This window comes from Aurantimonas litoralis, assembly GCF_026153195.1.
In the GTDB taxonomy this organism is placed as follows: domain Bacteria; phylum Pseudomonadota; class Alphaproteobacteria; order Rhizobiales; family Rhizobiaceae; genus Aurantimonas; species Aurantimonas coralicida.
Genome location: NZ_JAPFBM010000026.1, coordinates 1 through 5,481 on the forward strand (window position 1 = coordinate 1; position 5,481 = coordinate 5,481).

Sequence of the window (5,481 nt, forward strand, 5' to 3'; positions counted from 1 at the left end):
CTGAAAGGCGAAAATTGCTTGCCTATGGTCATCGCTGGCATCAAGTTCACCGACGGCGTCGCGTTCACCGCGACCGCTGATCAACGCGCCGCCTGATCGGCCCCGTCACCCAACTCCGGCCATAGCTCGAGACTGCAGGCGCTGGGACACAATGCACCCGAACAAGGCGGTTGTCGCGCTCGCCGCCAAGATGGCGCGCATCGTTTGGGTTGTCCTGACCAAGCCGGGAACGCTCTACGAACGCAGGGATCCTGCATTCGCCTGAAGCTTCCGGCTCGATTGCAAGGCTCGGGAATAGCGATGACGAAACAGTGGATCAGCATGCCGTAAGCCCTGTGCAAAAAAGCGGGCTTCGTGCCCGAACCATTTATTGGGAACGGCGTGCGCGGATCTCATCATGGCCTGGCTGCAACATCAGTCCACTCGCGAGAGGCCGGATACATTTATGCAACTGGAATCGTCATCCGCGATGTCGCGATCCCTTGCACGGACGGGGCGGACCATACATTTTTTGCGGCGACATCCTTCAGTATCGCGTTGTCGAGCATCTGCTCGGCAAGGAGCTTCTTCAGCCGGGCATTCTCGTCCTCAAGCGCCTTCAGGCGGCGGGCGTCCGACACCTCCATGCCGCCGAACTTCGCCTTGAACTTGTAGAAGGTCGCCGACGAGATACCATGCTTGCGGCAGACATCCGCCGTCTTCGCGCCGGCCTCCTGCTCCTTCAGCATTCCAATGATCTGTTCCTCTGTGAACCGTGATGGTCGCATCGTCCGTCTCCGTGATCGACGGACTCTACCCAAATCTGGAGGAAGTTCAGGGTCTCAGGTCGAACCGAACCGAGGCGACCGACGCGATCGGCCGCTACATCGACGGCTTCTACAATCCCGTTCGTCGCCATTCGGCGCTCGAATTCATCAGCCCCCTTCAGTTCGAGAGGCGGACCGCATAAAATCGAAAACGCTCTCCGCTTTTACGGTACAAGTCCAGTCATGAAAGCGTACGTTTACGACAATTCTCTCACCGGACCCCCAATAGGCGGACTAGGTTTTCAGGCGTTGGTCGGGTAAAGCGACCGACAATCGCCTGGCCTGGCGGTCTCCGGCGTCTGGGGTCATCGGGTAGCAGGCTCGCATTTTTGCGGTCAGATATCTGATCTATACAAGGGAATATGGAGGCCGATGCAGGGGGATTTCAATCGTGTCCAGTCAGCCGTGACGGCGTCGTCGGAACCTGACGCGCCGCCGACCGCACTGCTCGGCGCAGCGGCGGAGCTCTTCTCGGCCTGTGCGCCGCCGGCATCGGTTCGGATCGTCGGAGCCGGTGCCTTGCAAATCGAAGCGGTCGTCAAGGCGGCAGGCTATCGGGCCGCAACGGCCGACGATGCTGCCGCCGCGCTCATCCTCTGTGAGACTTTGGAAGGAGCGGGAATTGGGGAAGCGGTGGCCAGGCTCGCCCCGGATGGCATCGTCATCCTACATGCCGACGATCCAGCCGTCGATGCGCTACAGGGGCGGGGCCTGTTTGCTTCGGCCGCCTCGACGACCGGCTGGGTGCGCCTTTCGCAGTCTGTCGCTGCTCTTCCTGAGGTGCGATCTGCTCCGGAGCCGGCGATACGATCAACCGCCTTCGAGCAGCAAATCGGAGAACAGCTCGCGCGCCTCATTCAGCAGAATACGCAGATCGCGAACGCCATAGGCAAACTTTCCTACGATGTCAGCCTGAAGGGCCGGGCGGTTGGGATATTGCGGCGGACGGGGTTGCTCAGATATGCCGCCTCCGTTCTGCATCGAATGCGAGAGGCGCGTTCAGGGACTCGGGCGCTAGGATCTGCGGCCAGCACAATCGTGTTGACCTTATCTGACACGGCAGTGGTACGCGCGCCGATCGTGATTGCGGCCGAGGGGCCGGCCGCTGAAGAGGTTCGGACCGCAGCTCGTGCCGCAGGCGCACTCGTTATCGACCTGATCCCCGGCAACGGGATGTCGGCCCTGCAGCCGGCTCTCATCAAGCCGTCGCCCGAAACCTTTGCGGGCTGGCTCGCCGCGGTGCGGGCAGAGGATTTCGCCGCTGTGCGGACCTTCATGATCGACCCGGTGAGCGATCCCGACGGCGAAGCGCTCCTGCGCGGGCGGCTGCATCCGGATCAGACGCTTTTGACTCCTCAAGGCAGGGACCCCCGGCCAGCAGACCCCGGTCATCTGGTCGCGACGAAAGGACAACTCGCTCTTTATGCGCCATCGGAAGAATGGCTCGATGCTCTCGGCCCAGACGGACGCCCTTCGGAGACGCGCCAAGCCGCAACAAATTGGCCGAAGATCTCCATGGTGATGGTTAGCTTCAACCAGGTTGCCTTTCTTGAACAGGGAATCCGCTCGATCATAGACCAGGACTATCCGAACCTCGAATTCATCATGGTCGATGGGGCGTCCAAGGACGGCAGCATCGACGTCATCGAACGCTACCATGATTCTTTCGACGTGCTGATCGTCGAGAAGGACCGCGGACAGTCCGACGGCCTGACCAAAGGATTCGACCGTGCGACAGGCGATATTGTCAGCTGGCTGAACAGCGATGATCTGCTGCTGCCAGGCGCGTTGTTTCGGGTCGCCGAGGCGTTCATGCGCCACCGCACCGACGTCGTTGCAGGAGGTTGCCTCCAGGTGAAGGAGGACGGCGTCAGCGTCGTCCATTCGCATCACAACCATCTACCCTTCGGCCGGCCGACGAGTCTGCCGCTCAACGAGCTTCTCGACTTCGACAACCGTTGGTTGGGCGGATGCTTCTTCTTCCAACCAGAGGTGTTCTTCACCCGTGACATCTGGCTGCGCGCCGGCGGTGGCCTGCGCCTCGATCTTTACTATGTACTGGACTACGATCTCTGGCTCCGAATGGCAGGCGCAGGAGCAACGGTCGTCCACATCCCCGACTTCCTAGCTTCCAGCCGCATCCACGAGCAGCAGAAGACGACGTTCGGTGAAACGCCCTTCGTGCCAGAGTCGCGACGCCTTCTGGCGGAATATGCCGATGGCGTGCAGTGGACGAGGCCTAGAGCGGGATGACATCAATCCGAGTCGCAAGGAAGCCCGAGACGTCGTATTTAAGGATCGACATGATCGGAAATACGGCTGTGCCGTCGATACGGGCGGGGCCATCGCCCGTGCCCTGGAGCGGGCCTACAAGCAGGGTTTTGCCGATGCTCAGGGCGATCCGCTGCCCGCGCCCGCGACGATCCCGGTCCACGGGCCGCTGGACTGAGCGCTCATTCCACCAGGACCCCGCAACGCCTTCTGGTCTTGCTGTCTTTTTATGTACGGTCGAAAGGGTGACCGGGAGATGCCTGAACATCTCGAGCCTGCCTTGACCAAGCGCGGCACGGTGGATTGGCGACTCGTGGTCGAGGCCTTCCACCCCGAAAAGGTGATCGGCAACAGCTCGATCCGCCCTCTGATCGATCTCGTCGAACGTGTCCCGGGCAACAGAGGACCGCCTGACCCTCAGCGCGCGCGGTCGCGCGACATGGGAACGTTTTCTCGCCGCAGGCGGCGAGTTCCCCGAGGATCTGCCGCCCTTCTGATCAAAGGCCACGTTCTGAATTTGTCCGCTTAACGTGGTTTGGTGCCCGTTTTATGTCGGCACCCCGATCAGGCGGCGCGTTGATTGGCGTCGGGGATGACTGCGACACCGTCTGTGAACGTGACGCCTACGATGACCATCGGCAAGCGATTTTTGCCCTTCAGCCGTCGCCAGGTCTTCGAAGCGGCCATGACGAGATTGAAGACCATGAGCCGGGCGGTCTTATGCGACAGGGCGCCTTTCGTTCGCACGGTTCGATGCCGGACGGTGGCGAAGACGCTCTCAGTCGGGTTTGCGGTGCAGGTGGTCCCAATGTTCGGCGGGTGACCTCCAAGATCTCGATCCCCGCCTGTTGAGCGAAACGCAGAAGGCCGGCTCCATAACTGCCGGTCGACTCGATGCCGATGCGTTGGAGCTCATCGAACGATCGCATCCACGCGATCATCGGCCGATATCCCTGCCGTGTCGTGGCAAAAGACTGACTGGCCAAGACACGGTCGTGTTCGTCCACGACGGCCGCGACATGCAAGTCCTTGTGGGTATCGACGCCGCCAACGACACGGGGCGTTGCTCCGTTATCAATGTTCAAGCGAACCTCTTGGATCAACTGTTAATCGACAGCTTCGCCAGGACCGAATGCGCGGACAGGACAGTCACGAGACCAACGAGGTCAAGCCCTTCTCGGGTCACAAGCATCGGCGAGGCAAAACCTCACCGCAGGGCGTTCCCGGGCGGTCGACAGGTCCAGGGAAAGACACGGCTGGTCGATCGGAGTGTGGTCAGGCCACACCGAGGCGCCCTACGCGCCAGCCTACCAGACGGTCGATCGGTGTTTGAGACAAACCACCCGGGAACTGGCGACCATCTTCTGACTATCCGTATTGAAGATCTCGGCTTGCCGAACCAGCCTATGGCCTCCTCTACAGCCTCGATGCAGAAGTCAGCTTGAATCGGGATGGACAGCCGCCAGCTCAGCACCCGCCGGCTGAACCAGTCGACGACGGCGGCAAGATAGACAAAGCCGCGGGCCATCGGGATGTAGGTGATGTCCATCGCCCAGACTTGATTGGGCCTCGTCACGGGCAGCTTGCGCAGGAGATAGGGATAGATCTTGTGGCCCGGCGCAGGTTTCGAGGTGTTCGGCCTGCGGTAGCTCGCCTCGATCGCCAGTCGCTTCATCAGCGTCGCGACATGAAGGCGGCCGACGACGATGCCTTCCCCGGCGAGGAGGTCGCGCAGCATACGGCTGCCGGCGAAGGGATATTCCAGATGCGACTCGTTGATCCGCCGCATCGACGCGAAGTCGGCCGGGGGAACCGGGCGCGGCAAGTAGTAGACGCTCCCCCGGCTGATCCCGAGTTCACGTGCCTGCCGGGCGATCGGCAGGTCGTGCGACCGGTCGATCATCGTCTTGCGCTCGGCAACAGTCCGACCTTGTCGAGCGCGCCGTCCAAAAAATCGTTCGCCAGCGTCAGCTCCCCGATCTTGGCATGCAGCGTCTTCACGTCGACCGTCGGCGCCGCGGCAATCGCAGCCGCTTCCGGCCCAAAGACGTCGGCGGCACCCTCCAGTAGCTGGGAACACCACTGCGTAATCTGATTGGGATGTGACCTGAGACCCCAATCTCCTCCGGTTTGAGGGAGAATCCTGGGTTTCGTTCTTGGCCTTAAGCGGCCTGTGTTTGCAGTGCGGATTTCATTGCGAACTCGGCCGGCGGCACGTTGCCGAGGGCGGAGTGTGGTCTGTGATGGTTGTAACCCTCCTTCCATGAGGTGATGGCGCTGCGGGCCTCGGACAGTGTCGAGAACAGCGTGTCATTGAGGCACTCGTGCCTGAAGCGCCCGTTGAAGCTCTCCACGAAGGCATTCTGCATGGGCTTTCCCGGCGCGATGTAATGCCATTCGACGC

At 61.5% G+C, this 5,481-nt stretch carries 2 protein-coding genes and 7 pseudogenes; 3 read left to right on the forward strand and 6 right to left on the reverse strand.

What is annotated here, in order from left to right; genetic code table 11:
* Positions 1–154: 154 nt before the first annotated feature.
* A pseudogene (locus tag N7I30_RS21560) lies at positions 155–265 on the forward strand (IS110 family transposase); the annotation flags it as partial.
* A gap of 238 nt (positions 266–503) precedes the next feature.
* Here the strand turns inward: N7I30_RS21560 and N7I30_RS21565 are convergent.
* Positions 504–767 (reverse strand): annotated as a pseudogene (locus N7I30_RS21565) (transposase); the annotation flags it as partial.
* Positions 768–832: 65 nt separating this feature from the next.
* Between N7I30_RS21565 and N7I30_RS21570 the strand changes: the two are divergent.
* A pseudogene (locus N7I30_RS21570) lies at positions 833–949 on the forward strand (IS3 family transposase); the annotation flags it as partial.
* A gap of 229 nt (positions 950–1,178) precedes the next feature.
* Complete coding sequence (locus tag N7I30_RS21575) at positions 1,179–3,059, forward strand: glycosyltransferase family 2 protein (RefSeq protein WP_498641046.1); 1,881 nt, start codon at positions 1,179–1,181, stop codon at positions 3,057–3,059.
* Here the strand turns inward: N7I30_RS21575 and N7I30_RS21580 are convergent.
* The 5 genes and pseudogenes from N7I30_RS21580 to N7I30_RS21600 all read right to left on the reverse strand — a co-directional run.
* A complete protein-coding gene (locus N7I30_RS21580) occupies positions 3,046–3,585 on the reverse strand; it encodes a hypothetical protein (RefSeq protein ID WP_498641047.1) in 540 nt (179 codons plus the stop codon). The genes N7I30_RS21575 and N7I30_RS21580 overlap by 14 nt on opposite strands.
* A 56-nt stretch (positions 3,586–3,641) precedes the next feature.
* A pseudogene (locus N7I30_RS21585) lies at positions 3,642–3,897 on the reverse strand (IS256 family transposase); the annotation flags it as partial.
* Positions 3,898–3,955: 58 nt separating this feature from the next.
* A pseudogene (locus tag N7I30_RS21590) lies at positions 3,956–4,084 on the reverse strand (IS110 family transposase); the annotation flags it as partial.
* 342 nt (positions 4,085–4,426) lie between these two features.
* Positions 4,427–5,180, reverse strand: a pseudogene (locus N7I30_RS21595) (IS3 family transposase); the annotation flags it as partial.
* Positions 5,181–5,272: 92 nt separating this feature from the next.
* A pseudogene (locus N7I30_RS21600) lies at positions 5,273–5,481 on the reverse strand (integrase core domain-containing protein); the annotation flags it as partial.

Excerpts from the sequence above, each read along its gene's own strand:
- N7I30_RS21575 (WP_498641046.1), top strand. The coding sequence starts at position 1,179 with ATGCAGGGGGATTTCAATCGTGTCCAGTCAGCCGTGACGGCGTCGTCG.